The organism is Glutamicibacter sp. NPDC090743 (assembly GCF_044769125.1).
In the GTDB taxonomy this organism is placed as follows: domain Bacteria; phylum Actinomycetota; class Actinomycetes; order Actinomycetales; family Micrococcaceae; genus Glutamicibacter.
Map to the genome: position 1 here is coordinate 133873 of NZ_JBIVXE010000001.1, position 19822 is coordinate 153694.

31 protein-coding genes and 1 pseudogene are annotated in these 19822 nt (G+C 57.7%); 29 read left to right on the forward strand and 3 right to left on the reverse strand.

Annotation, left to right across the window (positions count from 1 at the left end; translation table 11 throughout):
• Positions 1 to 24: 24 nt before the first annotated feature.
• From rplB to ACIQTS_RS00685, 8 genes are all read left to right on the forward strand, one after another.
• Complete coding sequence (rplB, locus tag ACIQTS_RS00650) at positions 25 to 864, forward strand: 50S ribosomal protein L2 (protein WP_105657663.1); 840 nt, start codon at positions 25 to 27, stop codon at positions 862 to 864.
• Positions 865 to 876: 12 nt separating this feature from the next.
• Positions 877 to 1158, forward strand: a complete 282-nt coding sequence (gene rpsS / locus ACIQTS_RS00655) for a 30S ribosomal protein S19 (RefSeq protein WP_013349684.1) — start codon at positions 877 to 879, stop codon at positions 1156 to 1158.
• A gap of 59 nt (positions 1159 to 1217) precedes the next feature.
• Entirely contained in the window at positions 1218 to 1583 is a 366-nt protein-coding gene (gene rplV / locus ACIQTS_RS00660; protein ID WP_013349683.1) for a 50S ribosomal protein L22, read from the forward strand.
• Positions 1584 to 2366 (forward strand): 30S ribosomal protein S3, encoded by a 783-nt coding sequence (gene rpsC, locus ACIQTS_RS00665; protein ID WP_013349682.1) that lies wholly within the window; start codon positions 1584 to 1586, stop codon positions 2364 to 2366.
• On the forward strand, positions 2367 to 2783 hold the full coding sequence (gene rplP, locus ACIQTS_RS00670) for a 50S ribosomal protein L16 (protein ID WP_105657662.1): 417 nt from the start codon (positions 2367 to 2369) through the stop codon (positions 2781 to 2783).
• Between the two features lie 2 nt (positions 2784 to 2785).
• Positions 2786 to 3049: a 50S ribosomal protein L29 gene (rpmC, locus tag ACIQTS_RS00675; RefSeq protein ID WP_105657661.1), complete on the forward strand. Its 264-nt coding sequence runs from the start codon at positions 2786 to 2788 to the stop codon at positions 3047 to 3049.
• The gene (gene rpsQ / locus ACIQTS_RS00680) at positions 3049 to 3336 is read left to right on the forward strand and encodes a 30S ribosomal protein S17 (protein ID WP_105657660.1); all 288 of its coding nucleotides are present in this window, start codon (positions 3049 to 3051) and stop codon (positions 3334 to 3336) included. The genes rpmC and rpsQ overlap by 1 nt, the downstream gene beginning before the upstream one ends.
• A gap of 99 nt (positions 3337 to 3435) precedes the next feature.
• The gene (locus ACIQTS_RS00685; protein ID WP_402470521.1) at positions 3436 to 3855 is read left to right on the forward strand and encodes a RidA family protein; all 420 of its coding nucleotides are present in this window, start codon (positions 3436 to 3438) and stop codon (positions 3853 to 3855) included.
• Here ACIQTS_RS00685 and ACIQTS_RS00690 read toward each other — a convergent pair.
• Positions 3852 to 4640 (reverse strand): helix-turn-helix domain-containing protein, encoded by a 789-nt coding sequence (locus tag ACIQTS_RS00690; RefSeq protein ID WP_402470524.1) that lies wholly within the window; start codon positions 4638 to 4640, stop codon positions 3852 to 3854. The genes ACIQTS_RS00685 and ACIQTS_RS00690 overlap by 4 nt on opposite strands.
• A gap of 72 nt (positions 4641 to 4712) precedes the next feature.
• Between ACIQTS_RS00690 and ACIQTS_RS00695 the strand changes: the two genes are divergently transcribed.
• The 20 genes and pseudogenes from ACIQTS_RS00695 to rplQ all read left to right on the forward strand — a co-directional run.
• Positions 4713 to 5219: a VOC family protein gene (locus tag ACIQTS_RS00695; protein ID WP_332730658.1), complete on the forward strand. Its 507-nt coding sequence runs from the start codon at positions 4713 to 4715 to the stop codon at positions 5217 to 5219.
• 142 nt (positions 5220 to 5361) lie between these two features.
• Positions 5362 to 6279 (forward strand): endonuclease/exonuclease/phosphatase family protein, encoded by a 918-nt coding sequence (locus ACIQTS_RS00700; RefSeq protein WP_402470528.1) that lies wholly within the window; start codon positions 5362 to 5364, stop codon positions 6277 to 6279.
• A 512-nt stretch (positions 6280 to 6791) separates the two neighbouring features.
• Positions 6792 to 7163 carry a 50S ribosomal protein L14 gene (gene rplN, locus ACIQTS_RS00705; protein ID WP_013349674.1) on the forward strand — a complete coding sequence of 124 codons (372 nt, stop codon included), beginning with the start codon at positions 6792 to 6794 and terminating at the stop codon, positions 7161 to 7163.
• 2 nt (positions 7164 to 7165) lie between these two features.
• Complete coding sequence (gene rplX, locus ACIQTS_RS00710; protein WP_013349673.1) at positions 7166 to 7510, forward strand: 50S ribosomal protein L24; 345 nt, start codon at positions 7166 to 7168, stop codon at positions 7508 to 7510.
• The gene (gene rplE, locus ACIQTS_RS00715; RefSeq protein WP_038992189.1) at positions 7510 to 8079 is read left to right on the forward strand and encodes a 50S ribosomal protein L5; all 570 of its coding nucleotides are present in this window, start codon (positions 7510 to 7512) and stop codon (positions 8077 to 8079) included. Before rplX ends, rplE begins: the two co-directional genes overlap by 1 nt.
• Positions 8080 to 8136: 57 nt before the next feature.
• Positions 8137 to 8535, forward strand: coding sequence for a 30S ribosomal protein S8 (rpsH, locus tag ACIQTS_RS00720; RefSeq protein ID WP_013349671.1), 399 nt, complete (start codon positions 8137 to 8139; stop codon positions 8533 to 8535).
• A 20-nt stretch (positions 8536 to 8555) separates the two neighbouring features.
• On the forward strand, positions 8556 to 9092 hold the full coding sequence (gene rplF, locus ACIQTS_RS00725) for a 50S ribosomal protein L6 (protein WP_105657655.1): 537 nt from the start codon (positions 8556 to 8558) through the stop codon (positions 9090 to 9092).
• Positions 9093 to 9094: 2 nt separating this feature from the next.
• On the forward strand, positions 9095 to 9466 hold the full coding sequence (rplR, locus tag ACIQTS_RS00730) for a 50S ribosomal protein L18 (protein WP_105657654.1): 372 nt from the start codon (positions 9095 to 9097) through the stop codon (positions 9464 to 9466).
• Between the two features lie 29 nt (positions 9467 to 9495).
• The gene (gene rpsE, locus ACIQTS_RS00735) at positions 9496 to 10173 is read left to right on the forward strand and encodes a 30S ribosomal protein S5 (protein WP_181148849.1); all 678 of its coding nucleotides are present in this window, start codon (positions 9496 to 9498) and stop codon (positions 10171 to 10173) included.
• Between the two features lie 3 nt (positions 10174 to 10176).
• Positions 10177 to 10383 (forward strand): 50S ribosomal protein L30, encoded by a 207-nt coding sequence (rpmD, locus tag ACIQTS_RS00740; RefSeq protein ID WP_073705901.1) that lies wholly within the window; start codon positions 10177 to 10179, stop codon positions 10381 to 10383.
• A gap of 2 nt (positions 10384 to 10385) precedes the next feature.
• A complete protein-coding gene (gene rplO, locus ACIQTS_RS00745; RefSeq protein ID WP_105657652.1) occupies positions 10386 to 10838 on the forward strand; it encodes a 50S ribosomal protein L15 in 453 nt (150 codons plus the stop codon).
• 256 nt (positions 10839 to 11094) lie between these two features.
• Entirely contained in the window at positions 11095 to 12399 is a 1305-nt protein-coding gene (gene secY / locus ACIQTS_RS00750) for a preprotein translocase subunit SecY (protein ID WP_105657651.1), read from the forward strand.
• Positions 12396 to 12968 carry an adenylate kinase gene (locus ACIQTS_RS00755; protein WP_105657650.1) on the forward strand — a complete coding sequence of 191 codons (573 nt, stop codon included), beginning with the start codon at positions 12396 to 12398 and terminating at the stop codon, positions 12966 to 12968. The genes secY and ACIQTS_RS00755 overlap by 4 nt, the downstream gene beginning before the upstream one ends.
• 145 nt (positions 12969 to 13113) lie before the next feature.
• Positions 13114 to 13947, forward strand: a complete 834-nt coding sequence (gene map / locus ACIQTS_RS00760) for a type I methionyl aminopeptidase (RefSeq protein WP_105657649.1) — start codon at positions 13114 to 13116, stop codon at positions 13945 to 13947.
• A gap of 230 nt (positions 13948 to 14177) precedes the next feature.
• On the forward strand, positions 14178 to 14399 hold the full coding sequence (gene infA, locus ACIQTS_RS00765) for a translation initiation factor IF-1 (protein WP_013349662.1): 222 nt from the start codon (positions 14178 to 14180) through the stop codon (positions 14397 to 14399).
• A 125-nt stretch (positions 14400 to 14524) separates the two neighbouring features.
• Entirely contained in the window at positions 14525 to 14638 is a 114-nt protein-coding gene (rpmJ, locus tag ACIQTS_RS00770) for a 50S ribosomal protein L36 (protein ID WP_013349661.1), read from the forward strand.
• Positions 14639 to 14786: 148 nt separating this feature from the next.
• Positions 14787 to 15161, forward strand: a complete 375-nt coding sequence (rpsM, locus tag ACIQTS_RS00775; RefSeq protein ID WP_105657648.1) for a 30S ribosomal protein S13 — start codon at positions 14787 to 14789, stop codon at positions 15159 to 15161.
• Positions 15162 to 15204: 43 nt separating this feature from the next.
• Positions 15205 to 15606, forward strand: a complete 402-nt coding sequence (rpsK, locus tag ACIQTS_RS00780) for a 30S ribosomal protein S11 (RefSeq protein WP_038992179.1) — start codon at positions 15205 to 15207, stop codon at positions 15604 to 15606.
• Positions 15607 to 15776: 170 nt separating this feature from the next.
• A complete protein-coding gene (locus ACIQTS_RS00785; protein WP_105657647.1) occupies positions 15777 to 16778 on the forward strand; it encodes a DNA-directed RNA polymerase subunit alpha in 1002 nt (333 codons plus the stop codon).
• A gap of 82 nt (positions 16779 to 16860) precedes the next feature.
• Positions 16861 to 17301: pseudogene (gene rplQ / locus ACIQTS_RS00790) on the forward strand (50S ribosomal protein L17); the annotation flags it as partial.
• Between the two features lie 166 nt (positions 17302 to 17467).
• On the opposite strand, the gene ACIQTS_RS00795 reads toward rplQ, so the two are convergent.
• Together ACIQTS_RS00795 and ACIQTS_RS00800 are read right to left on the reverse strand one after the other, a co-directional pair.
• Positions 17468 to 17908, reverse strand: a complete 441-nt coding sequence (locus tag ACIQTS_RS00795) for a hypothetical protein (protein ID WP_400288514.1) — start codon at positions 17906 to 17908, stop codon at positions 17468 to 17470.
• A 127-nt stretch (positions 17909 to 18035) separates the two neighbouring features.
• Positions 18036 to 18488, reverse strand: a complete 453-nt coding sequence (locus ACIQTS_RS00800; RefSeq protein WP_400288511.1) for a hypothetical protein — start codon at positions 18486 to 18488, stop codon at positions 18036 to 18038.
• Positions 18489 to 18656: 168 nt separating this feature from the next.
• On the opposite strand from ACIQTS_RS00800, the gene truA reads away from it, so the two are divergent.
• A complete protein-coding gene (truA, locus tag ACIQTS_RS00805; protein ID WP_286134203.1) occupies positions 18657 to 19592 on the forward strand; it encodes a tRNA pseudouridine(38-40) synthase TruA in 936 nt (311 codons plus the stop codon).
• The last annotated feature ends 230 nt before the right edge of the window (positions 19593 to 19822 follow it).

A 19822-nucleotide genomic window follows, 5' to 3' on the forward strand; every position in this document is an offset into this window, starting at 1 on the left:
CCACTTTAACGAGGAATATTAATAATGGGAATTCGTAAGTACAAGCCGACTACCCCGGGCCTTCGCGGCTCGTCGGTAGCCGACTTCGCAGAAATCACCCGATCGACTCCGGAAAAGTCGTTGGTTCGTCCCCTGACCAAGTCAGGCGGCCGTAACAACACCGGTAAGATCACCACCCGTCACAAGGGTGGCGGACACAAGCGCGCCTACCGTGTTATCGACTTCCGTCGTCACGACAAGGACGGCGTTCCGGCAAAGGTCGCTCACATCGAGTACGACCCGAACCGTACCGCTCGTATCGCACTGCTCCACTACGTGGACGGCACCAAGCGCTACATCATCGCACCGAACAACCTCAAGCAGGGTGACCCAATTGAGGCCGGCGCAAGCGCCGACATCAAGCCAGGCAACAACCTGCCACTGCGTAACATCCCGGTTGGTACCGTGATTCACGCTGTTGAGCTTCGCCCAGGCGGCGGCGCTAAGATGGCTCGTTCCGCTGGTGCATCGATCCAGCTGGTAGCCCGTGAGGGCCGCTACGCCCAGCTGCGTTTGCCTTCGGGTGAAATCCGCAACGTTGATGTGCGCTGCCGCGCAACCATCGGCGAAGTTGGCAACGCTGAGCAGATCAACATCAACTGGGGCAAGGCCGGCCGTATGCGCTGGAAGGGCGTACGCCCAACCGTTCGCGGTGTTGTCATGAACCCAGTTGACCACCCACATGGTGGCGGTGAGGGCAAGACCTCCGGTGGTCGTCACCCGGTCAACCCTAACGGTAAGCGTGAGGGACGCACCCGTCGTCCAAACAAGGAAAGCGACAAGCTCATTGTGCGTCGCCGCAAGACCGGCAAGAACAAGCGATAGGAGCCTGGAAACATGCCACGCAGCCTGAAGAAAGGCCCCTTCGTCGATCAGCACCTGTTCCTAAAGGTCGTTGCTGAAAACGATAAGGGCACCAAGAACGTCATCAAGACGTGGTCCCGCCGTTCGATGATCATCCCGGACATGCTGGGACACACCATCGCCGTACACGACGGTCGCAAGCACATTCCTGTGTTCGTAACCGAATCGATGGTTGGACACAAGCTCGGAGAGTTTGCCCCAACCCGTACGTTCCGTGGCCACGTGAAGGACGACAAGAAGGGCAAGCGCCGCTAGGCCCCGCAAGGGTACTAGTATCGCTTAGCACTTCTTCGATAGACGAGAGAAGGATAGCAATGGAAGCCAAGGCAATTGCGCGTCACATCCGCGTAACGCCTATGAAGGCCCGGCGCGTCGTCAACCTTGTTCGTGGTCTGCAGACCAACGAAGCACTGGCCATCTTGAAGTTTGCCCCACAGGCAGCTTCGGAGCCGGTATACAAGGTTGTCGCATCGGCAGTGGCTAACGCCCGTGCCGCCGCGGACCGCGCAGGTGAAGCATTCAATGAGGACGAGCTGTTTATCAGCGAAGCGTTTGTTGACGAAGGTCCGACCATGAAGCGGTTCCAGCCGCGTGCACAGGGTCGCGCATTCCAGATCAAGAAGCGCACCAGCCACGTGACTGTGGTTGTTTCAACCACGCAGAAGGGTGGGGAGAACTAAATGGGACAGAAGATTAACCCGAACGGTTTCCGTCTCGGCATCACCACCGATCACGTTTCCCACTGGTTCGCTGATTCCAGCAAGCCAGGCCAGCGTTACGCTGACTACGTGAAGGAAGATGTCCAGATCCGCGCCCTGCTGTCTAACGGCATGGATCGCGCTGGCATCGCCCGCGTCGAGATCGAGCGTACCCGTGACCGCGTACGTGTGGATATCCACACTGCACGTCCAGGTATCGTCATTGGTCGTCGCGGCGCAGAAGCTGACCGTATTCGTGGCGAGCTGGAAAAGCTCACCAAGAAGCAGGTTCAGCTGAACATCCTCGAGGTCAAGAACCCTGACATGGAGGCCATGCTGGTCGCCCAGGGCATCGCCGAGCAGCTTGCTTCCCGCGTGGCTTTCCGCCGTGCGATGAAGAAGGCAATGCAGTCGGCAATGCGCGCTGGTGCCAAGGGCATCCGCGTTCAGTGCTCCGGTCGACTTGGCGGCGCAGAAATGTCCCGCAAGGAGTTCTACCGCGAAGGCCGTGTGCCACTGCACACCCTGCGCGCGAACATCGACTTCGGCAAGTTCGAAGCCAAGACCACCTTCGGCCGTATCGGCGTGAAGGTCTGGATCTACAAGGGTGACGTAACCGCCAAGGAACTGGCTGCACAGCAGGCTGCTGCTCCAGCTCGTGGCGGCCGCGGTGGCGGCAACGACCGTCCACGTGGCGGCGAACGCCGTCGTCGTAACGATCGCAAGGGCGCTGCAGCTCCGGCTGCGGAAGGAGGACAGGCTTAAATGCTTATCCCACGTCGTGTGAAGTTCCGCAAGCAGCACCACCCAAAGCGTTCGGGTGCTGCCAAGGGCGGTACCACCGTTGCTTTCGGTGAGTACGGCATCCAGGCGTTGACCCCGGCTTACGTGACTAACCGTCAGATCGAAGCCGCTCGTATCGCCATGACCCGTTACATCAAGCGTGGCGGTAAGGTCTGGATCAACATCTACCCAGACCGTCCGCTTACCAAGAAGCCTGCCGAAACCCGCATGGGTTCCGGTAAGGGTTCGCCGGAGTGGTGGGTCGCCAACGTAAAGCCAGGACGAGTCATGTTTGAACTCGGTGGCGTCAGTGAAGAGGTAGCTAAAGAGGCATTGCGTCTTGCAATCCACAAGCTGCCAATGAAGGCACGCATCGTGCGTCGTGAAGGTGGTGAATAGGGATGTCTATCGGCTCGAAAGACCTTAGCATTGAGTCCCTGGACGGCTTCGATACCGCTCGTTTGAACGAGGAATTGAAGAAGGCCAAGGCAGAACTGTTCAACCTGCGTTTCCAGTCGGCTACCGGCCAGCTGGATTCCCACGGGAACCTGAAGACCATCAAGCGCGATATTGCACGCATTTACACTGTGCTGCGCGAGCGCGAGCTGGGCATTCGTCAGGATGTCGTTGTTCCGGTTGAAGAAACCAAGAAGGATTCCAAGTAATGAGCGAGAAGGAGAACGGTGTGGATAACGCTACCGAGCGTAACGACCGCAAGACCCTCCGTGGTTACGTGGTATCTGACAAGATGCAGAAGACCATCGTCGTTGACGTTGAGGACCGTGTTAAGCACGCCCTTTACGGCAAGGTCATGCGTCGCAACAAGAACGTGAAGGCTCACGACGAGAACAACGACGCCGGCATCGGCGACTTGGTTGTCATCGCTGAGACCCGCCCGCTGTCTGCTGACAAGCGCTGGCGTCTCGTTGAGATCGTGGAGAAGGCTAAGTAAGCTTTCGCTTCGATTTCACGGATCTCGTGATTGAAGAATGCCCCGAACACTTCGCAAGAAGAGTTCGGGGCATTTCTGTCTTAAAAAGCAGTGAATAAAATGCCACACTGGACTATGGAACAGATCAGGAAACTGCGTCCCGCTGGCCTTGTCAACTCCCCAGCTTTCAGCCACGTAGCCATCGTCCCGCCGGGTGCCACGACTATCTATGTTGGCGGGCAGAACGCTGTAGACGGCACAGGGCAGCTGATCGGAGCCGGGGATGCCGCAACGCAGGCGACCAAGGCACTGGGAAACGCCAAGCTCGCACTGGCGGCGGCCAGCGCGGGATTCCAGGATGTTGTGCAGTGGAACGTGCTGCTGGTGGAAGGAACCGACGTCATCAGCGTCTATGGAGCCATAGGCGAACAGTTGGCAGCCACTGAACCACCCCTGGTGTCTGCAGCCTTCGTCGCGAAGCTCGGTGTGCCAGGTGCGCTGGTTGAAATCAGTGCCGTGGCGGCGGTACTGCCGGACTAGGTCCGGCCCTTTCGATAGGTATCAGGGGAGTAGCCCAAGACTTTGCGGAAGTCTGCCGCTAGATGGGCTTGATCCGCATACCCCATTTCCGCTGCGATGCCAGCGATAGAAACTGCAGTGTCTGCGCGCAGCCGATGAGCAGCCTCTTGCAAACGGTACCGCCGAATCACCGCCAGCGGAGCCAGTCCCAAATACCTTTCCGAAATCCGTTGCAGACTTCGTGTACTGAGCGACAAGCGATGGGCCAGTTGGGAGACCCTTACGATTCCGCGCTCCGCTGCGACGGTGTCGAGCAGCTTATTAGCTTGGAGGCCAGAACTTGTGGCTGCTGGAAGGTGAGCGGTGAGCCACGAATCGAAGAGCTCGGCACAGGCCGAACCGGAGTTCCCGTGGCCGGGTTGAGTCTTCATCCTTGTTATCGAGGCCAGCAGCCCAGGTGCGCTGAACTGGATTTCCTGGTCCAGCATCTCTGCGGGGGACACATTGAGAGCCTGCGCAGCCGCTGGGCGCAACAAGGCGGAGACTGCCCAACTGCTCCCGGCCAGGTCGCGGTGCGAAGCGCCGCTGGCCGGGCCGGAAAGCGTAATGCCTCCTGGCTCAATAACCAGATTCATTTGCGGAAAGGGCAGGAGTTCTTGCCGTGAGGTACGTCCGGGCGCGATGTTCCAATCCACCAGCCAAAACCAGGAGACCAATTCCTGCAGTCCTGGACCGGGGGAGAATCGCTCGATTGCCGGTAGCCGGGCAGGATAGAGAACGCCTCGCGGATCCGGTGCTGATTCCATGGCCTCTACCACCCGTGCAGGTTGTCGCATATCTACAAGAACCAGCGTGCCACACAGACTTAGCCTAGGGACATGGAAAATCAAGATGAAGTCACGCAAGGTGTGACGGGAATGCATACAACTGCCGGTGTCCCTCATGGATTCACCAGTCTGACGCCATTCTTGGCTGTGCCCAACGCAAGGGCAGCGCTGGGATTCTATGAAGAAGTATTCGGTGCGACAATGGTAGATTCCACCGAAATGGGAGGCGTTGTCGTGCATGCAGAAATTGCATTCGGCAATGGCCGTTTGCAGATCGGGGAACCTTCGCCGGCCTACGGACTAGTCAGCCCGCCAGCTTCGCCGAATGCCTGCTATTCCTTGGGTTTCTACTGCGAAAACGCAGATGAGGTGGTGGCCAGGGCCGAGGCTGCCGGTTCCAGTATCCGAGAACCACTGGGCAACTTCGTCTCGGGTGACCGCTTCGCTTCGATTCTGGATCCCTTCGGTGTGCGCTGGTCCATCATGTCCAGGGTGGAAGACCTGTCGCTGGAAGAGAGCGCCCAGCGCGTCGCGCAGTGGGCCTCGCAGCAGTCATGAAGAAGCCAAGGGCAGTCGCAATCGCATCGAGCCGCTATCGTACCTAGGCGGAAGTGTCCTTGCCGGAATTGTCATCTGCTTCGAATAGGCTCGGATGATGATGACGATGACGCGTGCCCGAAAACCTTCCCTGGGATGGCCTATGGGTTCGCTTCTTGTTGCTTCCCTAGCTATTGGCATACTCCCGTATCTGGGTTTCCCCGGTGCAGGATTGATTCCCAAGCTTCAGGCATTCCAGCCATATCTGTTGCTCTTCCCGGCAGTGGTTCTGGTTATCGGGCTACTGCGCAAGCAATGGCTCATCAGCGGGTTCGTGCTGGTGTTCCTGCTCTGCGGTACACTGCCCAACGTGCAATGGAGCTCTCCCGCTGGCCAGACCGGAAACGGCAGCTCCGAGCTGGTTCTCCTATCGTTCAATGCCCTGAAGGCAGGAGCGAATCCGGCGCAGCTCGCTGAACTGATCAGGGACACGGATCCGCAGATTCTCGTCCTTGTTGAAACCAGCGAACCAATGCACCAGCAACTCGCAGGGCTGGACGCGCTGGATGGATTTGGCTATCGGAGCCAAGAGGCACCCGCCGGGGGAGAACGGGATACCGTGATTTTCTCAAAGTACCCATTGCAGGAACGCTCCACCGATCTGGATTCAGCGGACACCGGTTGGTACTCCTTGCCGGTTGCCGATGTGCAGGCACCCGGTGGGATCGTGCGGGTGGCCGGCATCCATGTCTATCCGCCGGTTGGCGATGCGCAACGATGGAGGCAGGGCTTGGAAGCAGTCATCGACTGGTCGAATCAGCAGCGTGATCATCCCGTTATCCTTGCTGGCGACTTCAACTCAGTTCGCTCCCATCCAGGATTCTGTGCCCTGGGACACGGGTATGCGCAGGCTGATGGAATCTGGCCCCGCGCGACCTGGCCAGCCAGCCGGAGCTTCCCGCCATTGATCGGCATTGACCATATCGTGGCGAGGGGCCTGTCCATCACGGGCTCTTCTTCTCACATCATCGACGGCTCGGATCATCTTGCGGTGAGCGCCACGGTCGAATTCCGTCGCTGAGCAATGATTCCTGCCGGTGACGGCCGGATGCTGGAGCTGCCCAGGGCTGACCGAAAAATAGTTTCACTTTTGGCGATTCAGCCGCTTTTTATCTTCTGTGGCGCATGGGCTACCTCGAATGGCACTCTGATGCCACCGCAAGCGACCAGTTGCCCAGCTGGATGGCAGTACCAAAACCCCGAAATTCAGCGAATCTGCGGTGTCCTTGGTGTGACGAACGACGCTCGCTTTTCTCTTACCACACCATTTCGGATTCGCGCCACTCTAGGCTAGACTTAAGAATCTGTGCGCATCATGCCCGGGGACTATCCACCTTCGACATAATGCAGTGCGGTCCAAATCCGTTTGGCCGCGCAAGTGCAGCCTCGATATTTTACGCCTCGGCCCTGCCGGCATTTGGGATCAGCATTCGGTGCGCCCGCGCCAGTGGGGGTAAGCGATACGTATCGTGGAGACCATATCCGTTCCGCAAGGCTCATTCATGAGAACCAGCGAGACGACAGGAGTAAGAAGTGATTCAGCAGGAGTCGCGACTTAAGGTTGCCGATAACACTGGTGCTAAGGAAATCCTTACCATTCGTGTTCTTGGTGGCTCGAAGCGTCGCTACGCAAGCATTGGCGACACCATTGTCGCTACCGTCAAGGATGCAATTCCTGGCGGCAACGTAAAGAAGGGCGACGTCGTAAAGGCAGTCGTCGTTCGCACCAAGAAGGAAATCCGTCGTGCAGACGGTTCCTACATCAAGTTCGACGAGAACGCTGCAGTGATCCTCAAGGGTGACGCTGCCGATCCTCGTGGTACTCGTATTTTCGGCCCAGTGGGCCGCGAGCTTCGTGACAAGAAGTTCATGAAGATCGTTTCGCTGGCTCCGGAGGTGCTGTAACCATGGGCGCAAAGATCAAGAAGGGTGACCTGGTTCAGGTCATCGCTGGCAAGGAACGTGGCTTGCAGGGCAAGGTCCTGAAGGTCATTACCGAGTCCAACCGCGTGCTGGTCGAAGGCGTTAACCGCGTCACCAAGCACACCAAGGCAGGTCAGACCGAATCCGGTTCGACCACCGGCGGCATCGAGGTTGTCGAGGCTCCAGTGCACGTTTCCAACGTTGCAGTGGTTGACCCAGAGACCAAGAAGCCAACCCGCGTCGGCTTCCGCGAGGAAACCGTAGAAAAGAACGGCGTGTCCAAGACTGTACGCGTTCGTTACGCCAAGGCTTCCGGAAAGGATCTGTAATGACTGAAGCAGCCACCAAGATCCAGCCACGTCTGAAGGCTAAGTACGCAGCTGACATCCGCCCTGCCCTGCAGGAGCAGTTCAACTACGCCAACCCAATGCAGGTACCATCCCTGACCAAGGTTGTCGTGAACATGGGTGTTGGCGAAGCAGCCAAGGACTCGAAGCTCATTGAAGGCGCCGTACGCGACCTGACCGCAATTACCGGTCAGAAGCCAGTGGTTACCAAGGCCCGCAAGTCGATCGCACAGTTCAAGCTGCGCGAAGGCATGCCAATCGGTACCCACACCACCCTGCGTAACGATCGCATGTGGGAATTCGTCGACCGCCTGATCACCCTGGCACTGCCTCGTATCCGCGACTTCCGCGGCTTGAGCGACCGCCAGTTCGATGGCAATGGCAACTACACTTTCGGTCTGACCGAACAGTCGATGTTCCATGAAATCGATGTGGACAAGGTTGACCGCGTACGTGGAATGGACATCACTGTCGTTACCACCGCCAAGACTGATGACGAAGGCCGTGCCTTGCTTAAGGCTCTGGGCTTCCCATTCAAGACCAACAACTAATCTCACTACGTTACAGGTCCGCTAAGGAAACCGTAACGAGGAAGGGCTGAAGCCCACATGTCTATGACAGATCCAGTCGCAGATATGCTGACTCGTCTGCGCAACGCCAACTCGGCTTACCACGACACTGTGTCGATGCCGTCGAGCAAGCTGAAAGTGCGCATTGCTAACATCCTCAAGGAACAGGGCTACATCGCCTCGTTCGAGGAAGTAGCAGCAGAAGTCGGCAAGACTCTGACTATCACTTTGAAGTACGGCCCATCGCGCGAGCGTTCGATCGCTGGCGTACGCCGTATCTCCAAGCCAGGTCTTCGCGTTTACGCAAAGTCCACCAACCTGCCTCACGTGCTCGGTGGTCTTGGTATCGCTATCCTGTCCACCTCCTCCGGTCTGCTTACTGACCGTCAGGCTGCAAAGAAGGGCGTGGGTGGGGAAGTCCTCGCCTACGTCTGGTAACGGGAAAGGGGAAACATACAATGTCACGTATTGGACGTCTTCCGATTTCCGTACCTGCCAACGTTGAGTTGAACGTCGACGGCCAGCTGGTCGCCGTCAAGGGTCCTAAGGGTGAACTTTCGATCACCGTTAAGGCTCCAATCACCGTTGCCAAGGACGAGAACACTGTTACCGTCAGCCGCCCGAACGACTCCCGCGAGGCTCGTTCGCTGCACGGTCTGACCCGTACCTTGATCAGCAACATGATCACTGGTGTAACCGATGGTTACGAGAAGAAGCTCGAAATCCACGGTACCGGTTACCGCGTACAGGCTAAGGGTGCCGAGCTGGAGCTTGCTCTGGGCTACTCGCACCCAGTGAAGGTTGCTGCCGTTGAAGGCATCACCTTCTCGGTCGAGGGCAACAACAAGATCACCGTTGCCGGTATCGACAAGCAGCACGTCGGTGAAGTTGCCGCTAACATCCGCAAGCTGCGCAAGACCGAGCCTTACAAGGGCAAGGGCATTCGCTACGCTGGCGAGATCATCCGCCGCAAGGTCGGAAAGGCTGGTAAGTAATCATGGCTATCGGAATCAAGGGCAAGAGCAAGTCCGCTCAGCGCGGTCGTCGTCATCAGCGTTTGCGCAAGCACATCGTTGGTACCTCCGTTCGTCCACGCCTGGTTGTCAACCGCTCGGCTCGTCACATCTTCGTACAGATCGTAGACGACTCGCAGGGTATCACCCTGGCCAGCGCATCGACCATGGAAGCAGATCTTCGCGCAAGCGATGCCGACAAGACCGCAAAGTCCAAGCGCATTGGTGAGCTCGTTGCAGAGCGCGCCAAGGCTGCTGGCATCGAAGCAGTTGTCTTCGACCGCGGTGGCAACAAGTACCACGGTCGCGTGGCTGCTGTTGCTGACGGCGCACGTGAAGGTGGGCTGGCACTGTGAGCGAAGCAACTAACAAGAAGGAAACTCAGGTGTCTGAAGCTACTGAAGCAGTCGAGACTGCATCGGCTCCCGCTACCGAGAACGCAGGATCCCGTCGCGGCGAAGGCCGCGGTCGTGGTGAAGGCCGTGGACGTGGCGAAGGCCGCGGTCGTGGTCGCGACCAGAAGGATAGCCGCAACGAAGACAAGGACAAGTTCCTTGAGCGCGTTGTAGCTATCAACCGCGTCTCCAAGGTCGTCAAGGGTGGTCGTCGCTTCAGCTTCACCGCACTTGTGGTCGTTGGCGACGGCAACGGTATGGTCGGCGTTGGCTACGGTAAGGCCAAGGAAGTTCCTGCTGCTATCGCAAAGGGCGTAGAAGAGGCCAAGAAGTCCTTCTTCCGCGTTCCACGCGTTGGCACCACCATTCCACACCTGGTCAAGGGTGAGGCCGCCGCTGGCGTTGTCTTGCTCCGTCCAGCAGCTCCTGGTACCGGTGTTATCGCCGGTGGCCCAGTGCGCGCCGTGTTGGAATGCGCAGGCATCCACGACATCCTGTCGAAGTCGATGGGTTCGCAGAACCAGATCAACATCGTTCAGGGCACCATTGCTGCACTGAAGGCTCTGGAAGAGCCTGAAGCTGTTGCAGCTCGCCGCGGTCTTCCGCTGGACGAGGTTGCACCAGCAGCAATGCTGCGTCACATCCAGGCCCAGAAGGCAGGTGCTTAATCAATGGCTAAGAACATTGTTCCAAGCGATGCCAAGCTGGCAATCACCCAGGTCAAGTCCATCATTGGTGGAAACCAGAGCCAGCGCGACGTTGTTCGCTCGCTGGGTCTGAAGCGCATCGGTCACACCGTTGTTCGCACCGCCGATCCTGTGACTGTTGGCATGGTCAACAAGGTCCCACACCTGCTGAAGGTCGAGGAGGCGAAGTAGAGATGGCTGAAGAAAAAGCACTTAAGGTTCACCACCTGCGCCCAGCTGAGGGTGCCAAGACCGCTAAGACCCGCGTGGGTCGCGGTGAGGGCTCCAAGGGTAAGACCGCAGGTCGCGGTACCAAGGGTACCAAGGCTCGTTACCAGGTGAAGGCAGGCTTCGCAGGTGGTCAGCTTCCGCTGCACATGCGTCTGCCAAAGCTGCGCGGCTTCAAGAACCCATTCCGCGTCGAGTTCCAGGTTGTAAACCTGGACAAGATCTCGGAACTGTTCCCAGAAGGTGGCGAAGTCACCGTCGAGGCACTGGTTGCCAAGGGCGCCGTTCGCAAGAACCAGCCTGTCAAGGTGCTGGGCACCGGCGACATCACGGTTAAGGTTGACGTGAAGGTTAACGCCTTCTCGACTTCCGCTTCCGAGAAGATCGCTGCTGCTGGCGGCTCGGCAAACACCCTCTAATACAGGGTCAAGCCTTTGAATGGTCCCGGTTCGCGTTGAGCAATCAACGTGAACCGGGACTTTCTTTTTCTCTCGGCGAAACATTCTAAGATTTCTTATAATTGCTTGGCTGATTAGTCGGTTTAGGATCATTCCTGCAAACATTTGTGTGCATTTCGTGTGGCGCATTTGGCAGGATTGCCTAACAGACCGCTAGAATCGTTAGGTCTGGGAAGAATCTCTTCCTCAGGCTCAAGCACTTACTTCAGGAGGACGCTTGTTCAGCGCCATAGCCCGAGTTTTTCGGACGCCTGATCTGCGCAACAAGTTGCTGTTCACGCTTGGGATCATTGCGATCTATCGTGTCGGTGTATTCATTCCCGCTCCGGGCATTGATTACAGCAACGTTCAGCAGTGTCTGGCAATGGGTGAAACCACCGGTGGACTTTATTCATTCGTGAACCTGTTCAGCGGCGGCGCCCTGTTGCAGGTCTCGGTTTTCGCAATGGGAATCATGCCGTACATTACTGCGGCAATTATCGTCCAGTTGCTGCGTGTGGTGATCCCGCACTTCGAGGCCCTGCACAAGGAAGGCCAGGCCGGCCAGGCCAAGATGACGCAGTACACGCGTTACCTGACCATCGCCTTGGCACTGCTTCAGGGAACCACCTTGGTCACCCTGGCCCGTACCGGCAGCCTGTTCCCAAGCTGTACCCTTCCGCTGGTCCCGGATGACTCGTTGATTGTCATCCTGCTGATGATCATCACCCTTACCGCAGGCACCGGCCTGATCATGTGGATGGGCGAGTTGATCACCGAGCGTGGCATCGGCAACGGCATGTCCATCCTGATCTTCATCTCCATCGCTTCGGGTTTCCCATCCTCGATGGGCGCCATCTTCCAGGCGCAGGGCATCATGACCTTCATTGGCGTGCTGCTGGTGGGCTTGTTGATTGTTGCTCTGGTGGTCTTCGTCGAGCAGTCCCAGCGACGTGTTCCGGTGCAGTACGCCAAGCGCACCGTGGGACGCCGCACCGTGGGCGGCACCTCCACCTATATTCCTTTGAAGCTGAATATGGCGAACGTGATCCCAGTGATTTTCGCCAGCTCCATCCTGGCTTTGCCGCAGATGATCGTTCAGTTCAACCAGAACGATGATGGCACCTTGCCCCAGTGGGCGATGTGGCTGCAGGAGCACTCGGCGACTTCATCGCCGTGGTACATGCTGGTGTACACCTTGATGATCATCGGCTTCACCTACTTCTATGTTGCGATTACCTTCAACCCTGAAGAGGTCGCCGACAACATGAAGAAGTACGGCGGATTCATTCCGGGCATTCGTGCTGGTCGTCCGACCGCCGATTACCTGCAGTACGTGATTTCCCGTATTACCTTCCCGGGCGCGTTGTACCTTGCGTTCGTTGCGTTGATCCCGCTGATTGCCTTCGTGCTGTTCAACGCTGACCAAAGCTTCCCATTTGGCGGTACATCGATCCTGATTATGGTTGGTGTGGGTTTGGAAACCGTCAAGCAAATCAATGCTCAAATGCAGCAACGGAACTATGAAGGGCTTCTGCGATGAGTCGACTGCTTATTATTGGACCACCGGGTGCCGGCAAAGGCACCCAGGCCGTAAAGATCTCCGAGCGCTTGGACATTGTCGCCATCTCGACCGGCGACATCTTCCGTGCCAACGTCAAGGGCGGCACCCCGCTGGGTCTCGAAGCCAGCAAGTACATTGACAACGGAGACTTTGTACCTGATTCGGTCACCAACAACATGGTTGAAGACCGCCTGAACCAGGACGATGTCGCCAAGGGCTTCCTGCTCGATGGCTACCCGCGCACCAGTGCGCAGGTGGACGCGCTGGATGCGATGCTGGCCAACAAGGGCATCGCCCTGGACGCAGTGCTGCAGCTGACCGCTGATGACGACGAGCTGGTAGCCCGTCTGCTGAAGCGTGCGCAGATCGAAGGCCGCGCCGATGACACCGAAGAGGTCATCCGCCACCGCCTGGGCCTGTACAACGACGAGACTCGCGTCGTTGTGGAGCGCTACGAGGAACGCGGCATCGTGCGCAAGGTCGACGGCCTGGGCGCTATCGACGAAGTCACCGAGCGTGTTCTTGCAGCGTTGAACGTCAACGCCTAGACACAAGCGTTACAACGCGCAGGGACCGTGCAGCAACAATGGATGTTGCAGCCCGGTCCCTGCGCACTTTTTGCATTGATGGACCTTGCGGTTGCCGGCAGCGGCACGCGGCAAGGACATCACACTTTGAGGCAGGGGAATCACATTGGCTTTAGGACAGCCGAAAATCGAGTACAAATCCAACTCCGAGATCCTGAAGATGCGCCAGGCCGGATTGGTGCTGGCTGAAGCGCTGGACGAAGCCGTTGCGATGGCTCGGCCCGGGGTGCGGACCGAAGAGATCAACCAGGCCTTTGGCAAGGTGCTCGAACGCCACAACGCGACCAGCAACTTCCTTGGCTACCATGGCTTCCCAGCGAACATCTGCGCTTCGGTCAATCACGAGGTAGTCCACGGCTTCCCATCGGACTACGAGCTGAAGGACGGCGACGTGCTGAAGATCGATGGCGGCGCCATTATCGACGGCTGGCACTCCGACTCGGCACGCACCGTGCTGGTGGGCGAGAACATCGACCCAGCTGACCAGCGCCTGAGCGACATCACCGAGCAGGCCATGTGGGCCGGCATCGCCGCGGCGGCCAACGCACGCTTCATCGGCCAGATCGGCCAGGCCATCGATGACTTCGTCACCAGCCAGCCAGGCGACGAGCTGGGCATCCTCGAGGATTACTGCGGCCATGGCATCGGTTCGCAGATGCACATGGCACCGGATGTGCTGAACTACAACTCGGGGCACCGCGGCCCGCGCATCAAGCCGGGCATGTGCTTGGCCATCGAGCCAATGCTGGTTCGCGGTGGCATCGAGACCTCCGTGCTGGAAGACGACTGGACCGTTGTCACCAACGACAAGTCCAACGCCTCGCAGTGGGAGCACACCGTGGCATTCCACATGGGCGGCATCTGGGTATTGACCGCGCACGATGGGGGAGCGGCCGGGCTGGCCCCATTCGGCGTCACCCCATCGCCGATCCAGGGCTAGCACCAGCCGGCAAATCATCGGATCCAGTACGCCACATGGCTGTGGCGTGCTGGATCTAACATTTTAAATGTCAATGAACGATTGGCACTGTGTGGACTAATGCCGTATCGTTGTTTGTTGGTTCCTGATTTAATTGCGCCTAAAACCCTCGGGTTTTCGGTACAGGGATCAAGGACCAGAACCAATTACTTGTTGGTGGAAATTGCCAACAAAAAAAGTTAGCGGGGAAAATGGGCAAGAAGGAAGGCGTCATCCAGGTAGAGGGCACCGTCTCGGAAGCACTGCCGAACGCGATGTTCCGCGTGGAGCTGCCGAATGGACACGTAGTGCTCGCCACTATCTCGGGTAAGATGCGTCAGCACTACATTCGAATCCTCCCAGAGGACCGAGTGCAGGTTGAAATGAGCCCATACGACCTCAACCGAGGTCGCATCGTTTACCGCTACAAGTAAATCTGCAGAATCCAAGACTTTCCCAGCGTGCGAAGCACAATCTTGTGCTACGGCCGCTGAATGATGTTCTTGGACAAAGCTTTTTACTGCTCCACATTTAACTGCAACCGCAAAAGGACAAAGCCTTGAAGGTTAACCCTAGCGTGAAGCCGATCTGCGACAAGTGCAAGGTGATCCGTCGTAACGGCGTGGTCATGGTGATCTGCGAGAACCCACGCCACAAGCAGCGTCAGGGCTAATTCCGTTTTTACGGGATTCCCACGCGTAGTCAATTAGGCAGTATCAGCTAGGACGAAAGTCCTGGTGTACCCCCGGATTCGGAGGCCGGGGCCGTGAGCAATCACGGAAGGTACTGCTCCAGACCTCCGTTCGTTGAAAGGTAGCCACTTGGCTCGTTTAGCAGGCGTGGACATTCCACGCGAGAAGCGCGTAATTATCGCGCTGACTTACATCTACGGCGTGGGCAAGACCCGTGCAGAAGAGACCATCGCAGCGACCGGCATCAGCCCGGACACTCGCGTCAAGGATCTCACCGATGACCAGCTCGTGCAGCTGCGCGACTTCGTCGAAGGCACCTACAAGGTTGAAGGTGACCTGCGCCGTGAGGTTCAGGCTGACATTCGCCGCAAGGTTGAGATCGGATCCTACGAAGGTATTCGTCACCGTAAGGGCCTGCCGGTCCGCGGTCAGCGCACCAAGACCAACGCACGTACCCGTAAGGGCCCGAAGCGTACCGTCGCAGGTAAGAAGAAGACTCGCTAAATCTTAGCGATCTAGTTCAAATACTTTTTTCGTAGGAGAAGAAATGCCCCCAAAGACTCGTGGAGCGGTACGTAAGCCGCGTCGCAAGGACAAAAAGAATATTGCGCAGGGACAGGCGCATATCAAGAGCACCTTCAACAACACCATCGTATCGATCACCGATCCGACTGGCGCTGTTATCTCGTGGGCTTCGGCCGGCGAGGTAGGCATGAAGGGTTCGCGCAAGTCGACCCCATACGCTGCCCAGATGGCTGCTGAGTCCGCTGCAAAGCGCGCTCAGGAGCACGGCATGCGCAAGGTTGACGTTTTCGTCAAGGGCCCAGGCTCGGGACGCGAAACCGCGATCCGTTCGCTGCAGGCTGCTGGCCTTGAGGTTGGATCCATCCAGGATGTTTCCCCAAGCGCTCACAACGGTTGCCGCCCATCGAAGCGTCGCCGCGTCTAATTGATTCGCTAGGCTTAGCCTAAGAAGTCACCGAAGCATTCACTCGTGGGTGCTCCGGTGACTATCTTGGACTTATTAGCCTGCAAAAAGACGAACGGCCACCTCAGGCTACCGTCGTTTCCACCCCCGTGAGGCGTCATATAGCGGACGCTCGCTGAAAGGAAATGTAAGTGCTCATTACGCAGCGCCCAACCCTGACCGAAGAAGTAGTTGCCGAAAACCGCTCCCGGTTCGTTATCGAACCACTGGAGCCAGGCTTTGGCTACACCCTTGGTAACTCGCTCCGCCGTACCCTGCTCTCTTCGATTCCTGGTGCTTCTGTCACCAGTGTTCGAATTGACGGTGTACTGCATGAGTTCACCACCGTAGCCGGTGTCAAGGAAGATGTCACCGAACTGGTCTTGAACATCAAGAACCTGTCGGTATCTTCCGAGCACGACGAGCCAGTCGTTGCCTACCTGCGCAAGCAGGGCCCGGGCATCGTTACTGCAGCGGACATCACCCCTCCAGCAGGTGTGGAGTTCCACAACCCTGATCTGCACATCGCCACCCTCAACGCCAATGGCAAGTTCGACATGGAACTGACCATTGAGCGCGGCCGTGGCTATGTGTCTGCCGCTCAGAACAAGAACATTGATGGCGAGATCGGTCGAATCCCAGTTGATTCGATCTACTCCCCAGTGTTGAAGGTGACCTTCCGCGTGGAAGCAACCCGTGTCGAGCAGCGCACCGACTTCGATCGTTTGATCGTTGACGTGGAGACCAAGGAATCGATCACCCCGCGCGATGCAGTTGCATCCGCAGGTACCACCCTGGTTGAGCTGTTCGGTTTGTTCCGCGAACTGAACACTCAGGCTGAAGGTATCGAAATCGGTCCATCGCCAACCGATGCAGCTATGGCTGCTGACATGGCGCTGCCGATCGAGGATCTGGAACTCACCGTTCGTTCGTACAACTGCTTGAAGCGTGAGGGCATCCACTCTGTGGGTGAACTCGTAACCCGCTCCGAGGCCGACTTGATGGACATCCGCAACTTCGGTGCGAAGTCCATTGACGAAGTCAAGGCCAAGCTGGTTGAACTGGGTCTGGCCCTGAAGGATTCCCCTCCAGGCTTCGATCTGGCCGCTCGTAGCGCCATCGACGATGGCGACGAATACGACGAAGGTCTGTAAGACCCGCGTCTAGCGACACACTACTTCATCCGACTGAACGAAATATTCGTCCAGTACGGGTTATTCATCTAGGAGAACCACAATGCCTACCCCTACCAAGGGTCCGCGTCTCGGCGGCAGTGCAGCACATGAGCGATTGATTTTCGCTAACATGTCGGCACAGCTCTTCGAGAACAAGAAGATCACCACCACCCTGACCCGTGCCAAGCGTCTGCGTCCACACGCAGAGCGCCTGATCACCTTCGCTAAGCGCGGAGACCTGGCTTCGCGTCGCCGCGTCCAGGCCGTCATCGCTTCGCGTTCGCGCACCAACAAGTCGATCGTTCACGAACTGTTCGAGAACATCGCACCAGCAATGGCAAACCGCGAGGGTGGCTACACCCGCATCACCAAGATCGGTAACCGCAAGGGCGACAACGCTCCTATGGCTGTTATCGAGCTCGTGATGGAGCCAGTTTCGCCAAAGCAGGCTGTCGTCAAGGAAGCCACCAAGGCTACCGAGAAGGCTGCTGAGACCGAAGAGGCCTAAGCCCCTTCGAGCTAATGCTCTCTCGCCTGCAAAGGCGAAAAAGATTCCCGTTGGATCCGCAAGGAACCAACGGGAATCTTTTTTTATGCCTGTTTGCGTGAAGACGCGGGTGATCTTGCCCGTCAGTTGGAGGGCAGGGGCATCCGCATCTTGGAATTGCCTAGCTGAACGAATCCATGTCCGGGCAAGCCGTATTCAGGTATTCGGTAGCCTCGGAAGCCTCAGCCGTATCCAGTTCGGCGATCTTCTGCGAAATTTCCATCATGTTGCTGCTGTTGCCCTCAGCCATCAGGCCAGCCATTTTCTTGGTCTGTTCCGATGCCGCATTCAAGGACGTGGCAAGCTTGTTGTCCTTCGTGTTCTCAGCGGCTTCGCCCAGGATGGAATCGAACTCGTTCATGATCTCGGCATAAGCCGATGTATCGCCAGCCAAGAGCTCTGCGCTGGAGTCCTCCGCCTTCTTCTGCAGTCCGCGTTCAGCCACCTGGTCGTTGATGTAAACGCAGGTTTCCTCGGTGGACAGTTTGCCTGCACTGCAACCAGTGAGCATGACAGATGCAAGGGTGAGCGCAGCGGCAGATGCCGCGAACTTTTTCGACATTGAGATCCTTAGACGATGATGATCCGATGGCCCAGCACGTGAGGCACCGATAAGTACCTGTTTATTCTATAATCAGGAGTTATTACAGGCAGTGTATGACATGAGCGGATCGGCAAGCAGCGGTTTCCTAAGAAGCGGACCGATCAGGTTCAGAAGCGGAAGCTGGGCACGTTTCACGCACATAGTCGGTGTATTGATCTTGCAGTCCGCCCTCGGCTGCCTCAACGTCTGACGCGAGCGTTGGATCGTCAAAGGAGCGATTGGCAATGAGGTCAATGAAGTCTTGGTAGTTTTCGATTTCGGACCGCAATGCAGTGCGCAAGTGCCTATCGCCAGTTTGCTCGGAGACTTCCCGGTAGATGCCGATGGCTGTTTCCATAGCCTCAATCGCAGGTTGTGAATTCTGCGCAAGAATTCCCATATATGCCAGCGCCCACTTTTCCTCTATGGAATGCTCTACGGCCAGTTCATTAATGAGGGCGCATGATTGCTTTGTGCTCAGCTGTCCCGAACTGCAACCGCTTAAGCAGAGCGGGACAGCAGCGGATATCGCGATAAAGCTAACTGCATTCCTGAACATGGCGAGTCCTTAGAATGGTGCTGGTGAACCAGCCGCCTGCGTGGCAGGTCCGTGGAATGCACATCGGCTACTTCCGGCAGCAGCTCTCGTTTTGGCGCCTGTGGATAACGGCGTGAAGGCGGGCACTTGATTCGACGGTTGCGCGTCTGCTTACGCATAATTGAATACATGAGTACTCAGCCAGAAAGCATCGATCCAATGGGCACCACCGCATTGGGGGCCACTGCAGCACCAGCATGGATCCGCATGCGCATGGTGCTCGGATACGACGGTGCCGCCTATAGCGGTTGGGCTCGCCAGCCCAATGTCTTGGGCGTGCAGCAGCTGGTTGAAGAGGCCCTGGAAATGATGATCCGGCGCCGCGTGCGCGTGGTTGTTGCCGGACGCACCGATGCAGGTGTGCATGCCCGCCACCAGGTGGTGCACTTCGATTTGACCGAGGAAGAATACGCGGGACTGCCACGCAAGGCGCCCTTGGCTCCCGGTCCTGCGCTCGTACGCCGCATCAACGGCATCCTTGGCCGTCAAGATGGTGCCGTTTGGGTGCATGAAGCCGAACGCGCACCAGAAGGCTTCGATGCCCGCTTCTCCGCGCTGGCCCGCCGCTACTCCTACCGGATTGCCGATGGGCAGCAGCGCTGGGATCCACTGACCCGGCACCTGACGACGTGGCACCGTGAAGAGCTGGATGTCGAGGCGATGAATCGCGAGGCGCAAAGCGTGCTGGGCCGCCACGACTTCTTGACCTACTGCAAGCCCCGTCCGCATGCCACGACCATTCGTACCCTGCAGGAATTCACCTTCACCCGTGGAGCCGACGGCTTGGTACTGGCCCATTTGAAGGCCGATGCCTTCTGCCACAACATGGTCCGTGCGCTAATCGGTGCCGCGATGATGGTGGGGGACGGGCGTGAGCAACCGGGGTTCCTGGCCCAGCGGCTGGAACAGATGGTCCGCGACTCCAAGACCAAGCTTTCGCACCCGCGGGCCCTGGTCCTCGAAGAGGTCTACTACCCAGAGGCTGAAGAACTGGCAGAACGAGCACTCCTGACCCGCGCACGGCGAACCGAAGCTGAGGTTGACGAAGCCTGCATGGAAAGCTGATTAGCCGATAATCCCCGGGATCTTAAGGGTGTTGTTGCTCACGACGTACATGCTTTTTTGGCCGGAAACACTTTAATCCGCTAAACTTTTATGAGTTGTGTATGTCCACGTTCGACACTACACGCCCAAGCGTGACGGCTTAGTTGCATAGTCGCTGGTCTGCTGGGTGTGCGAACAATATATGGACGGCCGGTTATCATCAGTCCTCACCTGGCGTACTGGTCTAAACA

Coding starts and splice junctions, on each gene's coding strand:
- ACIQTS_RS00795 (WP_400288514.1), bottom strand. CDS start 17,908: ATGTCGAAAAAGTTCGCGGCATCTGCCGCTGCGCTCACCCTTGCATCT.
- rplP (WP_105657662.1), top strand. CDS start 2,367: ATGCTTATCCCACGTCGTGTGAAGTTCCGCAAGCAGCACCACCCAAAG.
- ACIQTS_RS00700 (WP_402470528.1), top strand. CDS start 5,362: ATGGGTTCGCTTCTTGTTGCTTCCCTAGCTATTGGCATACTCCCGTAT.
- truA (WP_286134203.1), top strand. CDS start 18,657: ATGAGTACTCAGCCAGAAAGCATCGATCCAATGGGCACCACCGCATTG.
- rpsH (WP_013349671.1), top strand. CDS start 8,137: ATGTCTATGACAGATCCAGTCGCAGATATGCTGACTCGTCTGCGCAAC.
- ACIQTS_RS00685 (WP_402470521.1), top strand. CDS start 3,436: ATGCCACACTGGACTATGGAACAGATCAGGAAACTGCGTCCCGCTGGC.
- rpsC (WP_013349682.1), top strand. CDS start 1,584: ATGGGACAGAAGATTAACCCGAACGGTTTCCGTCTCGGCATCACCACC.
- rplB (WP_105657663.1), top strand. CDS start 25: ATGGGAATTCGTAAGTACAAGCCGACTACCCCGGGCCTTCGCGGCTCG.
- rplV (WP_013349683.1), top strand. CDS start 1,218: ATGGAAGCCAAGGCAATTGCGCGTCACATCCGCGTAACGCCTATGAAG.
- ACIQTS_RS00800 (WP_400288511.1), bottom strand. CDS start 18,488: ATGTTCAGGAATGCAGTTAGCTTTATCGCGATATCCGCTGCTGTCCCG.
- ACIQTS_RS00690 (WP_402470524.1), bottom strand. CDS start 4,640: ATGGAATCAGCACCGGATCCGCGAGGCGTTCTCTATCCTGCCCGGCTA.
- rpmD (WP_073705901.1), top strand. CDS start 10,177: ATGGCTAAGAACATTGTTCCAAGCGATGCCAAGCTGGCAATCACCCAG.
- rplO (WP_105657652.1), top strand. CDS start 10,386: ATGGCTGAAGAAAAAGCACTTAAGGTTCACCACCTGCGCCCAGCTGAG.
- ACIQTS_RS00755 (WP_105657650.1), top strand. CDS start 12,396: ATGAGTCGACTGCTTATTATTGGACCACCGGGTGCCGGCAAAGGCACC.
- rplR (WP_105657654.1), top strand. CDS start 9,095: ATGGCTATCGGAATCAAGGGCAAGAGCAAGTCCGCTCAGCGCGGTCGT.
- infA (WP_013349662.1), top strand. CDS start 14,178: ATGGGCAAGAAGGAAGGCGTCATCCAGGTAGAGGGCACCGTCTCGGAA.
- rplE (WP_038992189.1), top strand. CDS start 7,510: ATGACTGAAGCAGCCACCAAGATCCAGCCACGTCTGAAGGCTAAGTAC.
- rpsS (WP_013349684.1), top strand. CDS start 877: ATGCCACGCAGCCTGAAGAAAGGCCCCTTCGTCGATCAGCACCTGTTC.
- rplF (WP_105657655.1), top strand. CDS start 8,556: ATGTCACGTATTGGACGTCTTCCGATTTCCGTACCTGCCAACGTTGAG.
- ACIQTS_RS00695 (WP_332730658.1), top strand. CDS start 4,713: ATGGAAAATCAAGATGAAGTCACGCAAGGTGTGACGGGAATGCATACA.
- rpsK (WP_038992179.1), top strand. CDS start 15,205: ATGCCCCCAAAGACTCGTGGAGCGGTACGTAAGCCGCGTCGCAAGGAC.
- rplX (WP_013349673.1), top strand. CDS start 7,166: ATGGGCGCAAAGATCAAGAAGGGTGACCTGGTTCAGGTCATCGCTGGC.
- rpsQ (WP_105657660.1), top strand. CDS start 3,049: ATGAGCGAGAAGGAGAACGGTGTGGATAACGCTACCGAGCGTAACGAC.
- rpmC (WP_105657661.1), top strand. CDS start 2,786: ATGTCTATCGGCTCGAAAGACCTTAGCATTGAGTCCCTGGACGGCTTC.